This window comes from Lysobacter claricitrinus (genome assembly GCF_045866565.1).
GTDB lineage: Bacteria > Pseudomonadota > Gammaproteobacteria > Xanthomonadales > Xanthomonadaceae > Cognatilysobacter > Cognatilysobacter claricitrinus.
This window is the reverse complement of the sequence record NZ_BAAFZV010000005.1, coordinates 33,671-51,100: the sequence shown is the minus strand read 5'-3', so window position 1 is coordinate 51,100 and position 17,430 is coordinate 33,671. Positions and strand designations below refer to the sequence as shown.

20 protein-coding genes are annotated in these 17,430 nt (G+C 68.7%); 11 read left to right on the top strand and 9 right to left on the bottom strand.

The window, feature by feature from the left end:
* Window positions 1-40 precede the first annotated feature (40 nt).
* From yccX to ACKTTN_RS14210, 3 genes are read right to left on the bottom strand one after another with little or no spacing between them, the layout of a single operon-like run.
* On the bottom strand, window positions 41-310 hold the full coding sequence (yccX, locus tag ACKTTN_RS14220) for an acylphosphatase (RefSeq protein ID WP_407910565.1): 270 nt from the start codon (window positions 308-310) through the stop codon (window positions 41-43).
* Window positions 307-852, bottom strand: a complete 546-nt coding sequence (locus tag ACKTTN_RS14215) for a TlpA family protein disulfide reductase (RefSeq protein ID WP_407910564.1) — start codon at window positions 850-852, stop codon at window positions 307-309. Before ACKTTN_RS14215 ends, yccX begins: the two co-directional genes overlap by 4 nt.
* Entirely contained in the window at window positions 849-2,120 is a 1,272-nt protein-coding gene (locus tag ACKTTN_RS14210; protein WP_407910563.1) for a YihY family inner membrane protein, read from the bottom strand. Before ACKTTN_RS14210 ends, ACKTTN_RS14215 begins: the two co-directional genes overlap by 4 nt.
* An 87-nt stretch (window positions 2,121-2,207) precedes the next feature.
* On the opposite strand from ACKTTN_RS14210, the gene wrbA reads away from it, so the two are divergent.
* The 3 genes from wrbA to ACKTTN_RS14195 are packed head-to-tail and all read left to right on the top strand — an operon-like array spanning window position 2,208 to window position 3,657.
* On the top strand, window positions 2,208-2,798 hold the full coding sequence (gene wrbA / locus ACKTTN_RS14205) for an NAD(P)H:quinone oxidoreductase (protein WP_407910562.1): 591 nt from the start codon (window positions 2,208-2,210) through the stop codon (window positions 2,796-2,798).
* Window positions 2,795-3,121 (top strand): DUF2069 domain-containing protein, encoded by a 327-nt coding sequence (locus tag ACKTTN_RS14200; protein WP_407910561.1) that lies wholly within the window; start codon window positions 2,795-2,797, stop codon window positions 3,119-3,121. The genes wrbA and ACKTTN_RS14200 overlap by 4 nt, the downstream gene beginning before the upstream one ends.
* Window positions 3,122-3,168: 47 nt before the next feature.
* Window positions 3,169-3,657 carry an asparaginase domain-containing protein gene (locus ACKTTN_RS14195; protein WP_027082388.1) on the top strand — a complete coding sequence of 163 codons (489 nt, stop codon included), beginning with the start codon at window positions 3,169-3,171 and terminating at the stop codon, window positions 3,655-3,657.
* A gap of 228 nt (window positions 3,658-3,885) precedes the next feature.
* Here the strand turns inward: ACKTTN_RS14195 and ACKTTN_RS14190 are convergent, their stop codons facing one another.
* Together ACKTTN_RS14190 and sufT are read right to left on the bottom strand one after the other, a co-directional pair.
* A complete protein-coding gene (locus ACKTTN_RS14190) occupies window positions 3,886-6,081 on the bottom strand; it encodes a M4 family metallopeptidase (RefSeq protein WP_407910560.1) in 2,196 nt (731 codons plus the stop codon).
* A gap of 632 nt (window positions 6,082-6,713) precedes the next feature.
* Window positions 6,714-7,271, bottom strand: coding sequence for a putative Fe-S cluster assembly protein SufT (gene sufT, locus ACKTTN_RS14185; protein WP_407910559.1), 558 nt, complete (start codon window positions 7,269-7,271; stop codon window positions 6,714-6,716).
* A gap of 98 nt (window positions 7,272-7,369) precedes the next feature.
* On the opposite strand from sufT, the gene ACKTTN_RS14180 reads away from it, so the two are divergent.
* Window positions 7,370-7,801 (top strand): hypothetical protein, encoded by a 432-nt coding sequence (locus tag ACKTTN_RS14180; protein ID WP_407910558.1) that lies wholly within the window; start codon window positions 7,370-7,372, stop codon window positions 7,799-7,801.
* On the opposite strand, the gene ACKTTN_RS14175 is transcribed toward ACKTTN_RS14180, so the two are convergent.
* On the bottom strand, window positions 7,773-9,203 hold the full coding sequence (locus ACKTTN_RS14175) for an NAD(P)(+) transhydrogenase (Re/Si-specific) subunit beta (RefSeq protein ID WP_407910557.1): 1,431 nt from the start codon (window positions 9,201-9,203) through the stop codon (window positions 7,773-7,775). The genes ACKTTN_RS14180 and ACKTTN_RS14175 overlap by 29 nt on opposite strands.
* Entirely contained in the window at window positions 9,200-9,499 is a 300-nt protein-coding gene (locus ACKTTN_RS14170) for an NAD(P) transhydrogenase subunit alpha (protein WP_407910556.1), read from the bottom strand. Before ACKTTN_RS14170 ends, ACKTTN_RS14175 begins: the two co-directional genes overlap by 4 nt.
* A 152-nt stretch (window positions 9,500-9,651) precedes the next feature.
* On the opposite strand from ACKTTN_RS14170, the gene ACKTTN_RS14165 reads away from it, so the two are divergent.
* Genes ACKTTN_RS14165 through ACKTTN_RS14150 form a run of 4 tightly spaced genes read left to right on the top strand, consistent with a single transcriptional unit; the run spans window position 9,652 to window position 11,467 of the window.
* A complete protein-coding gene (locus ACKTTN_RS14165; RefSeq protein ID WP_407910555.1) occupies window positions 9,652-10,062 on the top strand; it encodes a hypothetical protein in 411 nt (136 codons plus the stop codon).
* A complete protein-coding gene (locus ACKTTN_RS14160; RefSeq protein WP_407910554.1) occupies window positions 10,059-10,613 on the top strand; it encodes an RNA polymerase sigma factor in 555 nt (184 codons plus the stop codon). The genes ACKTTN_RS14165 and ACKTTN_RS14160 overlap by 4 nt, the downstream gene beginning before the upstream one ends.
* On the top strand, window positions 10,610-11,047 hold the full coding sequence (locus ACKTTN_RS14155; protein ID WP_407910553.1) for a hypothetical protein: 438 nt from the start codon (window positions 10,610-10,612) through the stop codon (window positions 11,045-11,047). Before ACKTTN_RS14160 ends, ACKTTN_RS14155 begins: the two co-directional genes overlap by 4 nt.
* A 3-nt stretch (window positions 11,048-11,050) precedes the next feature.
* Window positions 11,051-11,467, top strand: a complete 417-nt coding sequence (locus tag ACKTTN_RS14150) for a DUF3106 domain-containing protein (protein WP_407910552.1) — start codon at window positions 11,051-11,053, stop codon at window positions 11,465-11,467.
* 44 nt (window positions 11,468-11,511) lie between these two features.
* Here the strand turns inward: ACKTTN_RS14150 and ACKTTN_RS14145 are convergent, their stop codons facing one another.
* A complete protein-coding gene (locus tag ACKTTN_RS14145) occupies window positions 11,512-12,627 on the bottom strand; it encodes an NAD(P) transhydrogenase subunit alpha (RefSeq protein ID WP_407910551.1) in 1,116 nt (371 codons plus the stop codon).
* A 172-nt stretch (window positions 12,628-12,799) separates the two neighbouring features.
* Entirely contained in the window at window positions 12,800-15,160 is a 2,361-nt protein-coding gene (locus tag ACKTTN_RS14140) for a DUF1631 family protein (protein WP_407910550.1), read from the bottom strand.
* Window positions 15,161-15,285: 125 nt separating this feature from the next.
* On the opposite strand from ACKTTN_RS14140, the gene ACKTTN_RS14135 reads away from it, so the two are divergent.
* From ACKTTN_RS14135 to ACKTTN_RS14125, 3 genes are read left to right on the top strand one after another with little or no spacing between them, the layout of a single operon-like run.
* Window positions 15,286-15,870 carry a nitroreductase family protein gene (locus tag ACKTTN_RS14135; protein ID WP_407910580.1) on the top strand — a complete coding sequence of 195 codons (585 nt, stop codon included), beginning with the start codon at window positions 15,286-15,288 and terminating at the stop codon, window positions 15,868-15,870.
* Window positions 15,870-16,808 carry a 5'-3' exonuclease gene (locus tag ACKTTN_RS14130; RefSeq protein WP_407910549.1) on the top strand — a complete coding sequence of 313 codons (939 nt, stop codon included), beginning with the start codon at window positions 15,870-15,872 and terminating at the stop codon, window positions 16,806-16,808. The genes ACKTTN_RS14135 and ACKTTN_RS14130 overlap by 1 nt, the downstream gene beginning before the upstream one ends.
* Before the next feature lie 31 nt (window positions 16,809-16,839).
* A complete protein-coding gene (locus ACKTTN_RS14125) occupies window positions 16,840-17,427 on the top strand; it encodes an NUDIX hydrolase (RefSeq protein ID WP_407910548.1) in 588 nt (195 codons plus the stop codon).
* The last annotated feature ends 3 nt before the right edge of the window (window positions 17,428-17,430 follow it).

The following is a 17,430-nucleotide window of genomic DNA, read 5'->3' as shown; positions in this document are numbered from 1 at the left end:
CGAGACTCGTCGCATGCGCGTCGGAACACGGTGAAACGCGTCAGCCGATGGAGAACGCCGTCGGCTTCGACGCCGCGTCCAGCGCTTCGCGATGCACCGCGTCGACCCGCGCATGCGATGGGCCATGCGCGAGCCATGCCGCGAGCTCGTCGATCGCCGCGGCGTCGCCGTGGGCGACCACTTCGACGCGGCCATCCGGCAGGTTGCGTGCATGGCCGACGATGCCGAGGCGCTCGGCTTCGTGGCGTGTGTAGGCGCGGAACGCCACGCCCTGCACGTGCCCTTCGACGATGAAACGCGCCGCGGTCATGCCTTGGGGGTGGGCTTCTGCGCGATCGTCGCGTCGATCGCGTCGATGGTGACGGGGCCGAACACCTTGTTCGCGACGTGTCCGTCCGGAGCGACGATCACCGTCATCGGCAGGCCCTGCGGCGCGTCGAAATCGCGTGGCGGGTTGAACGTGTCGAGGATGGCGATCGGGTACGAGGGCGCGTGCGTCTTGAGGAACGCCTGCATGTCGGCCTTGGCGATGTCCTCGTACGCGAGGCCGACCACGTCGACGTCGCCGCGCTGCGCGAGCTTCGACAGCTCCGGCATTTCCTTCAGGCACGGGCCGCACCAGGTCGCCCAGAAATTCACGACGACCCAGCGGCCGCGATGCTGCGCGAGGTCGTAGCGCCCGCCATCGACGAGGTCGACCTGCAGTTGCGGATGTTCGCGATCGGGTTTAGGTGCGACCGCCGCCTTCGCTGGCGCGGGCGTGGCGGGTGCACCAGGCGCAGGCGTCGACGCGCGCTCGCTGCAGGCCGCGAGGCCGAGCGCGACGAGCAACGGGAGGAATCGGCGGTTCATGGCGCGTCTCCGGACCAGACGGTACTGACGCGACGCTTGAGCAGGTCGCGGAGCGGGATGCGCAGATCGTCGATCGTGCGCACGACCTGCGCGCCGATCGCATCGTCGCGACACGGCAGGTGCGCTTCGGCGATGGGAATGCGCAGGTGGCAGGCTTCGTACAGCTCGGCGAGCGTGAGCTGGTCGAGATCGCGCGAGAGCAGCCATTCGCCGTCTTCCGCGCGTCGCACCACGTTGATCGCGTACAGCTGCGCGAGCATCTGCTGCACAAGCGCGTCGGTGAGCATCGGTTCCATGCGCAGGATGCCGTCCGCGTGCAGCCCGTGTCCGGTGGACCGCGCCTGGTCGAACCGCGCGAGCATGCGCAGCAGGCCGTAGATCTCGTAGCCCGGCGGCAGGCGCTGGCTGACCGGCTGATACCGGAAGGCCGACAACGACGCCGCGAACGACGCGCCGAGCAGGATCGCCACCCAGCCGACGTACACCCACAGCAGGAAGATCGGAATGATCGCGAGCTGCTGGTAGATGCGCGCGTAGCTGTTGAAGCTGCCGAGGTACCAGCCCATCGCCCACTTCGCCATCTCGAAGCCGAACGTGGCCAGCACGGCGCCGGGCAACGCATGCCGCCACTTGACCGTCCGATGCGGCACGACGCGATACATCGTCGCGAACGCCGCGGCTTCGAGCGCAAGCGGCGTGAGCTGCAGCATCACCGACTCGAGCACGTGGCCCGCGCGCGTGGCGAACAGCCCCAGCGCGAAGAAACGCGCGGACGCCGCCAGGCTCGCCGCGCCAAACACGGCGCCGAGCGTCAGTACCGTCCAGTACACGAGGAAGCGCCCGAACTTGGGCCGCGCCGCCTTGACCCGCCAGATGTTGTTGAAGGTCGTCTCGATGCTGGTCAGCGTGACCAGCACCGACACCACCAGCGCGACCACGCCGGTCGAGGTCAACTTGCCGGTGTTCGCCGCGGCGGTCTGCAGCAGGTAGTCCTGCGCGGCACGGGCCACGCCCGGCACGTAGTTCGCGAACACGTAGTCGGCGAGCTGGCGCGACAACGGGCGCAACGAATCGAACGCCGACAGCACGCCGAACAGCACCATCGACAGCGGCACCAGCGCGAACAGCGTGGTGAACGACAGCGCGCCCGCGGCCTGGAACAACTCGTCGTCGAGGAAACGCCTGCCGAGGAAGCGGAAGAACGCGATCGCCCGTGCGCGGTCACGCAGGCGCGGGCTCACGAGGCTCAAGAGATAGGGCAGCTCCATCGCGGCGCAGCGTACCCGAACGGCTGGCGATGCGGCGTCAGGCCGCTGCCGCGCTATCCTCCGCGTCCACCATCGACATGCCTTCCGATGCCCGACGTCCTGATCGTGTACTACAGCCGCAACGGCTCGGTGGCGCGCCTTGCGCGGCACGTCGCGCGCGGGGTCGAGGAGATCGACGGCGTGCAGGCGCGATTGCGCACGGTGCCGCCGGTCGCCGCGGTGACGACCACGGCCGCGCCGCCGGTTCCCGATGACGGCGCGCCCTACGTCGATGCGCGCGACCTGCAGGAGTGCGCGGGCCTGCTGATCGGCAGCCCGACGCGTTTCGGCAACATGGCCGCGCCGCTCAAGCACTGGATCGACGGATTGGGTGGCGACTGGGCGAGCGGCACGCTGGTCGGCAAGCCCGCGGGCGCGTTCACCGCGTCGTCGACGATGCACGGCGGCCAGGAGTCGACGCTGCTGTCGATGATGCTGCCGCTGCTGCACCACGGCTGCGTCATCGCGGGCATCCCGTACACCGAGCCGCGCCTTAGCACGACGCGCACGGGCGGCACGCCGTACGGCGCGAGCCATGTGACCGGCGTGCGCGACGATCAGCCCATCGACGATGATGAAGCGCATCTCGCACGTGCGCTCGGGCGTCGCATCGCGATGCTCGCGGCGAAGCTGGCATGACCATGCGTGCGGTGTTGATGATCGCGCTCGCGGCGTTGGCGCTGCTGTTCGCGGCGTGGTTCGGCGTGCGCAGCGAGTGGGTCGCAGTCGGCGTATTCGCGCTGCCGCCGCTGGCGTGCCTGGCCGCGCTGCTGGCGCGTCGTCGCACTGCAGGCTTCTGGTCCGGCGTGCTGGCGCTGCTGTGGTTCAGCCATGGCGTCATGGTGGCCTGGACGCGCCCGGCCGAGCGCAGCTATGCGTGCGGCGAAGTCGTGCTGTCGCTGGTGATCGTGGCCGCCGCCAGCCTGCCCGGCCTGCGCGCGCGCTTCGGTCGACGGGGCTGACGCGGGCGGCGTCCTATAATCCGCGTCCCCGACGTCTGGACCGCGCCATGGATTCGCTCTGCATCGTCACCACCGGCGGGACGATCGACAAGATCTACTTCGACGACAAGTCGGATTTCCAGGTCGGCGAGCCGCAGATCGGGCGCATCCTCGAGGAACTCGGCGTCGCCTTCCGTTTCAGCGTCATACCGATCCTGCGCAAGGATTCGCTGCACATCACCGAGGCCGATCGCGAGCTGCTGCGCGCGACGATCGCGGCGCAGCCGTCGCGCCACGTGCTGGTGACGCACGGCACCGACAGCATGGTGCAGACCGCGCGCGTGCTGGCGTCGCTGACCGACAAGACCATCGTGCTGACCGGCGCGCTGAATCCCGCGCGTTTCCGTGGTTCGGACGCGGAGTTCAACATCGGTACCGCGGTCGGCGCGGTGCAGTGCCTGCCGCCGGGCGTCTACATCGCCATGAACGGCCGCATCTGGGATCCGATGAAGGTTCGCAAGAACGTCGACGCGAACCGGTTCGAATCGATCGACTGACCGGATATCGAAACGGCACCCGAAAACCCGGCCACGTGCCGGGTTTTTTGCTGGGCGTTCCTCGTACGCGGGCGTCGCACGCCCGCGCGCCGGAGCGCGAGTTACGTTTCGCGTGGCGAGGAAAGCGCCGCGCGGTTCGCTCGTCGCGCGTCAAAAAAAGACCCCGGCCGCGAAGCCGGGGTCTTGATGTGTAGCGACGGGGCCGGCCGAAGCCGGCGCCCGGTTACATCAGTTGATGGTGCCCTTCAGCGTGACGCCCGAGTAGGCCGCGTAAGCGCGGACATTCACGTAGTACGTGCCGGCGGCCGGCGCGTTGATCGTGCAGGTCTCGGCGTTGCCGCTGAGGTACGGACGGCAGGTGTACGACGAGGTCGTCGGCGCGGAACCGAGCTTCACGTACAGGTCGGCATCACCCGTACCGCCCGAGATCGTGAACACGACGCTGGTCTTGCCGGCCGGCACGCTCAGCGTGTAGTTCGACGAGACGCCACCGGTCGCAACGGACGGCAGGCTCACCGGCACGCCGCTCGTCAGCACCGTGCCGCCACCGCCACCACCACCGGTCGTGTAGCTGCCCTTGAGCGTGACGCCCGAGTAGGTCGCGTAACCGTGCAGGAGCACGTAGTACGTACCGGCAACCGGTGCCGCGATCGTGCAGGTCTCGGCGGTGGCGCTGCCTTCCGACTTGCAGGTATAGCTCGTGGTCGTCGGGGCCGAACCGGCCTTGACGTACAGGTCGACGTCGCCCGTGCCACCCGAGGTGGTGAACACCAGGTTGGTCGCACCGCTCGGAACGGCCAGCGAGTAGAACTTGTCGCTGCCGGCCGCGCCGGAGATGCCGGTGATCGGCGTGCCGTTGGTCATCGCGGTCGTGCCGCCACCGCCACCGCCGCCGGAGCAGCTGACGCCGACGACGTTGAACGCCGCGGTGACGTCCGCCTTGTTCAGGCCGAGGTCGGTCGCCGCCGTTTCAACACCGCAAGCACCGGAGTTGAACGTGCTGCTCGCGGTCCAGTACACGGCGTTCGCGCGGGCGAACACCTTGAACGCGGTCGGCACGCTCCAGCCCGCCGTCTTGGCCAGGGTGCAGAACGCCTTGTTGTAGACGCCGGACGAGTAGTGCACGTCGAGGCCGCTGTTGTAGTTCGCAGCGTTGTCGATCGAGCCGCCGTCCTGTGTCGGGTTGCACATGTAGCGCAGCGCGCCAGTCGACTTGAAGATTTCGGTGCCGACGTTGAAGTCGGACGAACCCTTCCAGTAGTACTCGGTCGCCTCGCCGCCCATGTCCGAGAACGCTTCGTTCATGCCGCCCGACTGGCCGGAGTACGTCAGGTTCGAGTGCTGCTCGGTGAAACCGTGCGAGACCTCGTGGCCGGCGACGTCGGCACTGACCAGCGGATAGAACGTGCTGGCGCCGTCACCGAACGACATCGTCGAGCCGTCCCAGAACGCGTTCTCGTACGCCGACGAGTAGTGCACGCGCATGACGAGCTGGAACGACAGCGCGTTGTAACCGGTGTACGCCGGATACATGTTGGTGATCACGCCGCCGAAGAAATGCGCGTCGTTGATCGGCGAGTACGCGCCGTTGATGGCCTTGTAGGTGTTGCGCGGGCAGGTGTACGAGTACGCCGTGGTGCCCGTCGTGCCGCCGTTGAGGTTCACCGACTTCACGTTGGTGTTGTTCATCGTGCAGGTCGAGCCCGACTGCGCGACGTCGAGGTAGCCGTAGCGGCCGCCCGAACCCCACTCGTACTGGCCGGTCTTGGCGTTGCCGCCAGGGCCCGTGCCGACGAGCGCGGTGGTCAGGCCTTCCCAGCGCTTCAGCACCGCGCCGCTCTGGGCGTCGACGATGATGAACGGACGGGTCGCGTCGCCACCGGTACCGGCGCGATCAGCGAAGTACGACACGACGTACGCGCGGTGCGCGTGGCCGGCGTCGTCGACGTAGATCATCAGCTCGGACTTCTCGTTGCGCGTCGCCATCTTGGCGATGCCCTGGCCGAGGCCGACGCGCTTGCCGACGTCGAGCGCCTGCTGGCTCGTGAACTTGACTGCGCCGGCCGGGATTTCGGCGGCGAGGCCATCGACCTTGCGGCCGAACATCGACTTCACGTTGCCGTTCTGCTCGGCGACCGCGATGTTCTCACCGAACACCGGAATGCCGCGGAACGTCTGCTGGTAGCGGTAGTGCGTGGTGCCGTCACGGTCCTGCAGCAGGCCGACCTGCTTCAGCGACGACAGCGAATCCATGCCGATCAGTTCGGCGTGGCGGTCCTTGGCAACGGCGGCAACGCCGAGCGTCGCGGTGGCGGCCTTGTACTGCTTGCCGGCCTTGTCGAGCGAAAGCTGGTGCAGGTCGATGCGGGTCGCCGCGCCGGCGCTGCCAGCGGCAAGCGCGAGGACGAGCGGGGACAGCGCCATGAGACACAAACGGGAAGTCGAGTGCGACATCGGGAAGAAATCCTTGACGTGGGAACGCCGGAAAGGTGGACGGCGAAGCCCCGGGTCTGAGTCGTACGAAGCGGACTGGGGCACGTGCGAACGCGATCCCTCTGCGTCCGCCCATCGAAGGTGGCCTCGTGCCGCGCCCTTCACGCAAAAATTTTTGAAATTTTTTGGCCGGTCCGATGAGCGGTTTACGTTACAGATCGTAAACGACTGATTTCACAGGACTATCGCGCGGTCGTTATGACTTTGTGAAGCCGCTTGCCGCCGCTTCTATGGCGCGTCGCAGCATGAAATTGCGACAGGACCGTGTCCGGCGTCCACAAATTTTGACGTTCCTATTCCACTTCAACCGACCGTGCGTCCGGCCACCTGGACGGGCTGACGAACGGTGGCGCCTCGTAGCGTCGGCCTTTCGAGTTGCCGGTTTGCGCGGGCGTGGAGCAGCAGCGCGGACAGGCGCCCCATCGAGCATGCACCTCTTCGCACGCGCCTACCTGCACCCCTACAGATCGGCGCACGCAGGCCGGCCGCCCAGCGCGCGAAGAGGCCGGGGCAGTCGAAGGTCAAGGGAGCGAGCGACAGGCACCCGAATAGGCGCGAATGCCTCAGAGCATCCCGGTTTCGAGACGCGCGGCTTCGGACATCATCGAGCGGTTCCACGGCGGGTCGAACACCAGTTCGACATCCGCGTCGACGACGGTCGGGATCAGCTCGAGCTTGTCGCGCACGTCGGCGACGAGGACGTCGCCCATGCCGCACCCCGGCGCGGTCAGCGTCATCTCGACGCGCACCTGGCGCTCGCCGGGCTTTTGCTCATCGCGCGCGATGTCGACGTTGTAGACGAGGCCGAGCTCGACCACGTTGATCGGGATCTCGGGGTCGAAACAGGTCCGCAGCTGCTGCCAGACGAGCTTCTCGACCGCCGCATCGTCCGCGCCTTCGGCCAGCTCCAGCGGGGACGGCGGTTCCTTGCCGATCGCGTCGGCGTCGCGGCCGGCGATGCGGAACAGGTTGCCCTCGACGAACACCGTGAAGCTGCCGCCGAGCGCCTGCGTGATGTAGCCGACGCTGCCGGCCGGAAGCGTCACGGCCTCGCCCTGCGGCACGAGCACGGCGGCGCAGTCGCGCTCGAAGCGGACGGGTTCGCTGGAACGGGAATACATCGGACGTGTCACCTTTTAACTCGGACCATTCTAGTCCAATTTCCCGGCCCTTCCCTGTCCGCCAGCTATCCTGTGCGGCCGCTTTCCGCTCCGACCCAATGCCCCCGACCCGTTCCGTCTGGCTCCCCTGGCTGCTGCTGCCCCTCGTCGTGTTCGGCTTCGCCGCTCTGTGGGTGCTTGCGTCGCTCTACTCCGGCCGCCAGTGCAGCTTCATGGCGGTGGTGGGCGCGATCGACGTGCTGTGGGTGCTCGGGCTCGCGCCGTCGCTTCGGCCGGGCCTGCGCGCGGTGGCGGCGACGCTCTCGACCGTCGCGCTGATCGCTATCGCCAACTGGGCAATCATCGCGATCAACGTCGGCGTTCCGCTCGGTAGCGGGACGATCGAGGCGCTGGGCAAGCTCGGCGTGCACCACGCGCAGACGCTCGCCGGCATCGCCAACGACTGGCGCGACGCCGTCTGGGTGGTGATCGCGCTGGCGATTGCGGGCGGCTGGCCCGCGATCAGTGCCCGGCGCCGTCCAGCGCCTTGAGTTCGCTGACCAGCGCCGCCGCCATCTCCGCGCCGTCACCGAACAGCATCCGCGTGTTGTCGGCATAGAAGAGCGCGTTCTCGATGCCGGCAAACCCGGTGCCGCGGCCGCGCTTGATCACGACGACGTTCTTCGCATCGACGACATCGAGAATCGGCATGCCGTAGATCGGGCTGGCCGGGTCGGTCTTCGCGACGGGGTTCACCACGTCGTTCGCACCGATGACGAGCGCGACGTCGGTGTTCTTGAACTCGGGGTTGATGTCGTCCATGTCGGCGATGAGGTCATACGGCACGCCGGCTTCGGCGAGCAGCACGTTCATGTGCCCGGGCATGCGCCCCGCGACCGGATGGATCGCGAACTTCACCTTGACGCCGCGATCCATGAGCTTCTGCGTCAGCTCCCAGATCTTGTGCTGCGCCTGTGCGACGGCCATGCCGTAGCCGGGCACGATCACGACGCGTTCTGCATATCCCATCAGCGCGGCGACGTCGCCGGCTTCGATCGGCTTCTGGCTACCGGTGATCTCCTGCGCTTCGCCACCACCGCCGAAGCTGCCGAAGATCACGCCGCGGATCGGGCGGTTCATCGCCTTCGCCATCAACCGCGTCAGCAGCATGCCCGCCGCGCCGACCATGGTGCCCGCGATGATCAACGCCTCGTTGTCGAGCACGTAGCCTTCGAACGCGACGGCCAGGCCGGTGAAGGCGTTGAACAGCGAGATCACGACCGGCATGTCCGCGCCGCCGATCGGCAACGTCATCAGCACGCCCACCAGCAACGCGCCGACGAAGAACGCGACGATCGGCACGAGGCCGTACGCCGACCCGTCGACGTTATGACCCAGCCACATCACCGCGAGCACGCCGGCCGCGAGCGTCGCGAGGAACACGAGCGCATTGAACGCCTGCTGGCCCGGGAACGTGTAGCGCTTGTCCATGCGCCCGTCGAGCTTCGCCCAGGCGATGACGGAACCCGATAGCGAGATCGCGCCGATCAGCGCGCCGATCACCGCGAGCACCACGGACGTCATCGACGTCGCCGGCTCGCCGGCATTGAGCCGCAACAGTTCGACCGCGCCAATCGCCGCCGCCGAGCCGCCGCCCATGCCGTTGTAGAGCGCCACCATCTGCGGCATGTCGGTGATCGCGACCTTCTTGCCGGACACCCACGCGGCCGCCGTGCCGATGGCGAGTGCGAGCAGGATCAGCGGCAGGTTGTGCAGCCCTGGCAGCAGGAAGCTTGCGGCGGTCGCGATCACCATGCCCGCGCCGGCCCAGCGGATGCCGCTGCGCGCGGTGACCGGCGACGCCATGCGCTGCAGGCCCAGCAGGAACAGCGTGGCGGCGACGAAATAACTGGCGTCGGCGATAAGCACGCGCGGATCCATCGCGCCCGTCATGCACGCGCTCCGGGCTTCTTCGACGGCTTGAACATGTCGAGCATGCGTTCGGTGACCACGTAGCCGCCGGCCGCGTTGCCCGCGCCGAGCAGCACGGCGACGAAGCCGATCGCCTTCTCCAGCAAGGTGTCCGCGTGGCCCAGCACCACGATCGCGCCGATCAGCACGATGCCGTGGATGAAGTTCGACCCCGACATCAGCGGGGTATGCAGGATCACCGGCACCCGCGAGATGATCACGTGCCCCGCGATCGCCGCGAGCATGAAGATGTACAGCGCCACGAACCCGTCGGCCATGCTCCCCTCCCGTAACCCCGTTCGTTCCATCATAACGACGGCTGAATTCTTCCGGGCGTTCGTCAACCCGGGTCGGGGCCGGGCGTTTCCGGATGTGCTGCGCAGCACATCACCGGGACGCCGGGCCACGACATGACCAAGGAGAGATCGCCATGAAGAAGATCGTTGCCTATGCCCTGCCCGCACTGATCGCCGTGCTGCCGGTCGCCCACGCCCAGTCCACCGAGGACCGCGGCGACCGCATCGAACAACGCCTGGACCAGAAGGGCGACCGCATCGAAGACCGCCTCGACGCCCGCGGTGATCGAATCGACGACCGCCTGGACGCCAAGGGCGACCGCATCGAGGACCGCTTCGACACCCGCGCCGACAAGGCCGAGGCTGCCGGCCACGAGCAGCGCGCCGCGCGCCTTGAGCGCGAAGGCGACCGCATCGACAACCGTCTCGACCGCAAGGGCGACCGCATCGACCACCGCCTGGACGCTCGCGGCAATCGCGTGGACGCGCGCCTGGACCACAAGGGCCAGCGCATCGACCGTCGCTGGGATCGTCGCCACGGATGACGCTCGCGATGGCGCAGGCCCTCGAGGCCGAACGCGGTGACGAGCCGCAGACGCTCGATGCATTCCTCGCATCGATCTCTGCCCGCGCGTTCCGCTTCGCCGAGATGGGCCTGCGTCATCGTGAGGACGCGCTGGATGCGGTGCAGGACGCGATGGTGAAGATGCTCGCCTACGCGGGCCGGCCGCCGGCGGAATGGACGCCGCTGTTCTGGAGCGTGCTGCGCAGCCGGATCATCGATCTGCAGCGCCGCCGCACGTTCCGCCTGAAGTGGCTCGCGCCACCGCCGGCGGACGACGAAGGACCGATCGACTGGGCGGATCCGGGACCGGATCCGTCCCGGACGAATGATTCACGCGAGGCGTATGTGCGCCTCGTGGGCGCCCTGCAGGGCCTGCCGACGCGCCAGCGCGAGGCATTCACCCTGCGGGTGCTGGAAGAACTGGACGTCGAGGCGACGGCGCGGGTGATGGGCTGCAGCGAAGGCTCGGTCAAGACGCACCTGTCCCGCGCGCGCGACGCCCTGCAGAAGCAACTGGAGGATTTCCGATGAGCATGCACGACAACGCCGGCGACGCTTTCGACGCGCGCGCTCGTAGCGTCCATGCCGCGTCGCTCGACCGACTCTCGGCACGCGTCAACGCGCAACTCGCGCAGCGCCGCCGCGCCGCGCTGGAAGGTGAGTCGCGGCGCGCATCGCATGGGGTGCTGCGCTGGGCGGGCGTCGCCACCGCAGGCCTTGCGCTCGCGCTGGTTGTGCAGCTGCGTCCACCCGGCTCCGGCCCGGTGGCGCCGCATGCCGGCGGCGTGGCGACGAGGTCGACCGCGGTCGTTCCCGCCGCGCAGCCGCGCATCGCTGCAGTGACGCCGTCGCCGGCATCGCGCCTGCCGACCGCGGCCGATGCGGATGTGGTTGCGCCCGATCTGTCCGAAGACCCCGAGTTCTACCTGTGGCTGGGCGACGAACGCCCGGCGCGAACGGAGTAAGCCATGACGCGTTTCGCCCTTTCCCTCGCGCCGGTCCTGTTGCTCGTCGCCGCGCTGCCCGCGCATGCGCAGGCGGCGAAGACCGCATTGCCCGACTGGGATCACCTCACGCCGGCGCAGCGCGAAATGCTGATCGCGCCGATGCGCGAGCGCTGGAATGCGAATCCCGAAACGCGCGAACGCATGTTCGGCCACGCGCAGCGCTGGAAGACGATGACGCCCGAGCAGCGTTCGCAGGCCCGTCGCGGCATCGCCAAGTTCCAGGACATGTCGCCCGCCGAGCGCGAGCAGGCGCGCGCTGCGTTCGAACAGTTCCGTTCGATGTCGCCGGAAGACAAGAAGGCGATGCGCCAGAAGCTGCGGGCGATGACGCCGGAGCAGCGCAAGGCGTGGTTGCAGGCGCAGTCGACCCAGCACTGACGCCGCGCGACGGATCGATCGCATCGATCCGTCGCTGACACGCGTCAGGCCGCGGCGATCGCGGCCTCGGCGGGACGTTCGGGCCACACGGTCTTCGCGAGCAGGTCGTCACTCCAGTCGAACGACATCGCGCCGGCATCGAGAAACAGGCTGACGAAGTTCAGCACGTTGCGCGCGTACATCTCGCTCGCATGCACCGCGCCCATGCTGGCGAGCCCGAGCGGCCCGTCGACGACCACGCCACCGACGTCCATCGTTTGTCCCGGCACCGTGGCCTCGCAGTTGCCGCCGCTCTCCGCCGGTAGATCGACGATCACGCTGCCCGGCTTCATGCCGGCCACCATCGCCGACGTGACGATCTTCGGCGCGGGCCGGCCCGGCACCGCGGCCGTGCACACCACGACGTCGACCGAACCCAGATGCGCGCCGAGGCGCTTCTGCTGCTCGGCGCGCTCCTCGTCGGTGAGCGCACGCGCATAGCCGCCCTCGCCCGCCGCACTGACGCCGAGGTCGAGGAACTTGCCGCCCAGCGATTCGATCTGCTCGCGCGTTTCGGGGCGCACGTCGAAACCTTCGACCTGCGCACCGAGGCGCTTCGCGGTCGCGATCGCCTGCAGGCCCGCAACGCCGGCACCGATCACCAGCACCTTCGCCGGCCGGATCGTGCCGGCGGCGGTGGTCAGCATCGGAAAAAAGCGCGGCGCGAGCGTGGCCGCGATCAGCACCGCCTTGTAGCCCGCCATGCCGGCCTGCGAACTCAACACGTCCATCGCCTGCGCGCGCGTGGTGCGCGGCAGGCGCTCGAGCGGGAACGCGAGCAGCCCACGATCGCGGATCGCCGCGCCGCGCGTTTCGGACGCCTGCGGTGCGAGCAGCCCGACGAGCGTCGCGTTCGGCTTCATCGCCGCGAGCACGTCGTCGGCTGGCGATTGCACGACCAGCAGGAGGTCGCTGTCGCGAATGATCGACGCGGCATCGGCGACGCTCGCGCCCGCCTGCACGTAGGCGTCGTCGACAAAGCCGGCGCTCGCGCCGGCAGTCGACTCGATGCGTACCTGCGCACCACGCGCGACGAGTTTGCGCACCGTTTCGGGCGTCGCGGCCACGCGCCGCTCACCGGGCGCGCGTTCGCGCAGGATGCCTACCTTCACTGCCGTCATGCGCCTGCTCCGTCGGTGCGTCGATGCATCCTAGCGGCGAATCGCGGCGGGCGGCAGTTGCGCGCTGGCAACAAGCGCGCAGCACGCGAGCGCGACGCCATCCGCGCGCGTCGCCCCGCCCGAAAACGAAAAGGGCGGCCGAAGCCGCCCTTCCCACCCCAGACGCCTAGGCTCAGCCGACTGCGCGCAGCTGCTGCTGCAACTGCTCCATCGCGGCTTCGAACGGCGACTGGCCGGTCGCGACCGTCAGGCGGCCTTCCGAACCGAGGAGCGCGAGCTCCTCGACGCTGGCGGCCAACACGCGCATGCCGCGGCGGTTGACCAGCAGCAGGCGCGAGGTCAGCGGGCTGACCCAGGCGACCTTCGCGGAGATCGGCTCGCCCTGCGCATCGGACATGCGCACCCACGAACCGACTTCGAGCTTGCGGATCTTGGCGACCCACTGCGGATCGGCGCGCATCGCGTCGGTACCGCCCGCGAGCCACAGACGGGTTTCCTGCTCGGGCTCGTCGCGCACCGGCGCCGGCATGGGACGCACGCGTCGCGAGGCATCGGGATCGGCCAGACCGCGCACGATGCCGGCAAGGCCGTGGCTCGCCGCGGTGGCGTCGAGACCGGACGACGCAAGGCATTCGGTCAACGGCTCTTCGAGTTCGAGCAGCTGGCGAACGAGTGCGTCGCCGTCGGCGCGCGACGCCAGGATGTCGCCGTGCGCGAGCGCATCGCCCATCGCGATCGCATCGCGGAAGCGCACGCTGTCCTCGCCGTCGCGCAGCAGCGTCTGCACCAGGTGGTGGCGCCACGGCGTGACCAGGAAATCGCCGACGGCCTGCGTCAGCGGCGTCTGCGCGAGGCGACGCTGCAGCACGGTGTCGGCCCGCATGCGGGCCTGCGCAAGGCGCTCACGGCCGTAGCTGGCCTTCGCCGCACGCTGCTCCTGCAGCTCCACGCGACGACGCTGCTGCGACAGCAGGTCCTCGAGCTCGGCATAGGCCATCTCGAACACCGAGAGGTCTTCGTTGAACTCGGCGACGACGCGCTGCGACACCGCGGACGCGCGCTCGAGCAACTCGCGCTCCTGCGGCGTCGAACCGGTGTTGTCCTCGCAGGCCTCGGTCAGCGCATCGAGCAGTCGGCGCGCCGGATGCTCGCGCTCGACGAACATCGAGTCGTCGTTGATCGCGACCTTCAGGTACGGCAGCACCAGGCGCGCATAGACGCGGCGCGCGCGGTCCTGCAATGCATGCGTGCGGAACAGCGATTCGAACAGGAGCGCGACCATGTCGACCGCATCCTCGTCCTCCGCCGACAGCGCGGTGTATTCGGGGTGCAGGCCCATGCGGCGCGCGCCTTCAGCGAGGTAGCCGCGGATCGCATCCGACAGCTTGCCGGTGACGCCGAGCGCACGCGCGAACACGTCCGGCGGCTCGGCCTGCAGCACCGAGGCGATGCTGCTGATCTCGCGCGGCTGGAATTCGCGAAGTGCGGGCGCGGCGCCGTAACCGCCAGCGCCCATACCCGCACCGGCGCCTGCGGGCGCGAAGCCCGGCACGCCGTACTGCAGGCCGACCGGCGCCTGCGCCAGCGTGCGCACGCCGCCATGCTGGCGCTCCATGCGCCAGATGCGCAGCTGCTCGCGCAGCGGCTCGAGTTCGGTGGAATGGCGGTGGCCGCCAAGGCCGTCGCCCAGCGCACGCTGCTGCGGCACCTGCGGATAGGCCGGCGCCTGCGCATGCATCGGCGCCTGCGGCATCTGCGGCGCGTACTGCGGCACCTGCGGCGCGCCGTAGTACGACGGCTGCGCCGGCTGAGTCTGCTGCGCCGGCGCCTGCACCTCGGGCTCCGGCAGTGGCAGCGGCGCGGACGGCGCTTCGATCTCTTCGCGATCGAACTTCGCGAGCGCCGCCGGCGACCACGCCGACACGCCGTAACCCGCGCGCGACAACACCGCGCCGAGGTTCGGATACAGCGCGTCGAGCAACGGCACCAGCTGCTGCTGGAACTGGCGGAACAGAACGCGGCCCAGCGGCTCGGAAATGCCCGCATTGCCGACCGATGCGATCAGCGTCGAGCACAGCTTGCTCGGCGAGATCGGGTTCGCACCCGCCGGCACACGCATCGCGAGCGCAAGCTCTTCCATCTGCGTGCGCAACGACTGCAGAGGCTGCTGGTAACGCTTGTCGAGAATTTCGGTGAGCGCCTGCGCCTGGAGGTGCAGGTCGATCACTTCTTCCTCTATCAGGCCGAGCGTGATGCCCGAGCGGATGAAGGGATTGCGGAACTCGTCGAACGCCTGGGCGATCTGCTGGCGGAAATTCATCGTGTCCGACGCGCTGCGCGTGCGCAGCACGTTGAGCCCGGCGAGCTCGTGGTACGCGTCGGGGCCGGCCTCGGCGAGTTCCTTCTCAGCGGTCACGTAGAGCGCGGTCGGGAAGGTCCCGAGGCGTTCGACGGATAGCCGCTTCAATGCTTCGAGCACGCGCGCCGGGTCGTGGCGCGGGTCGATTCCTTGATCAAAAAACGGGCTGGTCACGGGGATTACTCCAGCGGTTGTCGCTGCTGTCGCGGGTTCGACTCGAACTGCAGGATAGTGGCAATCTGCGTCACATCCTGACTCCCTTTACCGATCTGTGCGCCATGTCCCAAGCGACTGAAACCATGCCGACAGGCGGTGATTTCCAAGCGTTGAGCGTGCTCGACGCGCGGCGATCCGTGCCCGCGATGCAGTTATGTGACCCCGGTCCCGATCACGCTCAGGTGATGCGCATGCTGCGCTCCGCGGTTCGTGTTCCCGATCACGGAAAACGGGTGCCCTGGCGGTTCGTGCGGATCGAGGGCGAGGCGCGCGCGGCGCTCGGCGAGCGCCTGGCGACACGCAGTCGCGAGCGCGACCCGGGCGCGAGCGACGCCGTGATCGACAAGGACCGCCAGCGGTTCCTGCACGCGCCGGTGGTGCTGACGGTGGTCGCCAACCAGGGCGAGGACGCCAAGATTCCCGCCAGTGAGCGCCTGCTCAGCGCGGGCTGCGTATGCTTCGCGCTGCTGCAGGCCGCGCAGGCGTTGGGTTTCGGCGCGGTCTGGCTCACCGGTTGGGCGGCGTACGACGCGGAGATCCATCGCGTGCTGGGCCTGGCCGGGCACGAAGTCGTCGCCGGCTTCATCCACATCGGATCGGTTCGGCAGGACGCGCCCGAGCGCGACCGCCCCGATCCCGCGCTCCTGCTCACCGACTGGACACCCTGATGGCCCCCGCGTCGACGCCCCGCACCCTGCATCTCGTCGACGCCAGCGTCTACGTGTTCCGCGCCTGGCATTCGATGCCCAACGAGTTCACCGACGCGGACGGCTGGCCGACCAACGCGGTGCACGGTTTCGCCCGCTTCCTGCTCGAACTGTTCGAACGCACGCGGCCGGAGCACGTCGTGGTCGCATTCGACGAAGCGCTCGACAGCTGTTTCCGCAATCGCCTTTATCCGGCTTACAAGGCCAATCGCGATCCCGCGCCGGACGAGCTCAAGCGCCAGTTCGCGGCGTGCAAGTCGCTCTGCATCGCGATGGGCCTGACCATCCTCGCGCACACCGACTACGAAGCCGACGACCTCATCGGCAGCGCGCTGCACGTGGCGCGCGCGCACGGCTTCCGCGGCGTGATCGTGTCGGCGGACAAGGACCTGTCGCAATTGCTCGACGGTGACGACGAGCAGTGGGACTTCGCGCGCGGCCAGCGCTGGAGCGCGGCCGGCGTGCCCGCTCGCCACGGCGTGCGCGCCGACCAGATCGCCGACTACCTCGCGCTCACCGGCGACGCCGTCGACAACATTCCCGGTGTCCCCGGCATCGGCGCGAAGTCGGCGGCGCTGCTGCTCGCGCATTTCGGCACGCTCGACGAGCTGCTGCGTCGCATCGACGAAGTGCCATACCTCTCGTCGCTGCGGGGCGCCGCGCGTTGCGCGCAGCAGCTGCGCATGCATCGCGACCAGGCGTTGCTCTGCCGCGCCCTCACCACGATCGCGCTCGATGCGCCGTGCGAAGGCGCCGACGCGCATTTCCGTCGCGGCGAGCCGCAACGCGATGCATTGCTCGAACTCTGCGATCGGCTCCGCTTCGGCCCGCTCACCCGCCGCCGGATCCACGCCGCCTGCGGCATCGATTTCATACCGGTGGCGTCCGAGACCGTCTAGCATCGGTCGCAGGAACCGACGCCTGCCGACCATGACCGACGACCGCAACGCACCACTGGAAACGCTGCACGAAGGTCGCTGGCTGCGACTGGTCAAGCGTGGACGCTGGGAGTACGCCGAACGCGTGCACGGCCACGGCATGGCGGTGATCATCATCGCCGCGACGCCCGACGATGACGTGCTGTTCGTCGAGCAGTTCCGCATGCCGCTGGGCAAGTCGACGATCGAAATGCCCGCCGGCCTCGTCGGCGATACGCAGGACGACGACACCCTGATCGACGCTGCGCGTCGCGAGCTGATCGAGGAGACCGGCTGGGACGCGGCGAATCTCGAAGTCCTTCTGATCGGCCCGACCACCGCCGGCATGAGCAGCGAACGCATCGCCTTCGTGCGCGCCACCGGGCTTACGCGCGTGGGCGAAGGCGGCGGCATCGACGACGAAGGCATCGTCGTCCACCACGTTCCGCGCACCGCGGCGCCGGCATGGCTGATGCGCAAGCACGCCGAGGGTTACGAGATCGACCTCAAGCTCTGGGGCGGGCTGTGGATGCTCGAACGCAATCCGGACGGCTCGCCGCTCGCGTCGCCTTCGCGATCCGCTGACGACACCGTCGCCTAGACT